1 protein-coding gene is annotated in these 625 nt (G+C 68.2%); it reads left to right on the top strand.

The window, feature by feature from the left end; translation table 11 throughout:
- Positions 1 to 625: GAF domain-containing protein (locus tag EOA60_RS36125; protein ID WP_128312786.1), on the top strand; the 625-nt coding region annotated here is incomplete at both ends.

The following is a 625-nucleotide window of genomic DNA, read 5'->3' as shown; positions in this document are numbered from 1 at the left end:
GGCGCATGCATGCCTGCTACGAGGCCGGCTTCCATACCAGCTGGAGCGATCTGGCGCAGCATCCGGTCGAGGGCAGCCCGATCCGGCGCGTGCTGTGGGGCGACACGCCTTATCTTCTGACCGACAACGCGCTTCTCGACGACCGATTCCACTTCGAGGGAGCGTTCGACGGACCGATCTTCGCCGCCAAGCTGCGCAGCCGCATCATCGTGCCGCTGCGGGCACGCGGCAGCGTGATCGGCGCGCTCAACATCAGCCGGCACAAGGCCGGCTGCTACTCGCAAGAGGACGTCGAGGTCGCTCAGCAATGCGCCGACCTCATCGGGCCCTATATGTTCGCGCTGATCCAGACAGAGGAAGCGCGCCGCGCCATGCTCGCCGAAAGCGAGGCGCGCAACCGGGCGGAACTGCTGAGAGTCGGCGCCTCGCAACTGACCGAGGGCATGGAGCGCGAGCGGCGCCGCATGGCCATGGACCTGCACGACCAGACGCTCGCCGACCTGGCCCGCATAGCACGACAGGTTTCAGCTTTCCGCAGCCGGGGCGTGGCGCGGACGGCCCAGCTTGCCGATCTCGAGCAGGAGGTGGCGGGCTGCCTGGCGGAGCTGCGCCACATCGTCGACGA

This window comes from Mesorhizobium sp. M1A.F.Ca.IN.020.06.1.1 (assembly GCF_004023265.1).
Classification (GTDB): domain Bacteria; phylum Pseudomonadota; class Alphaproteobacteria; order Rhizobiales; family Rhizobiaceae; genus Mesorhizobium.
This window is presented reverse-complemented; position numbering and strand designations above follow the sequence as displayed.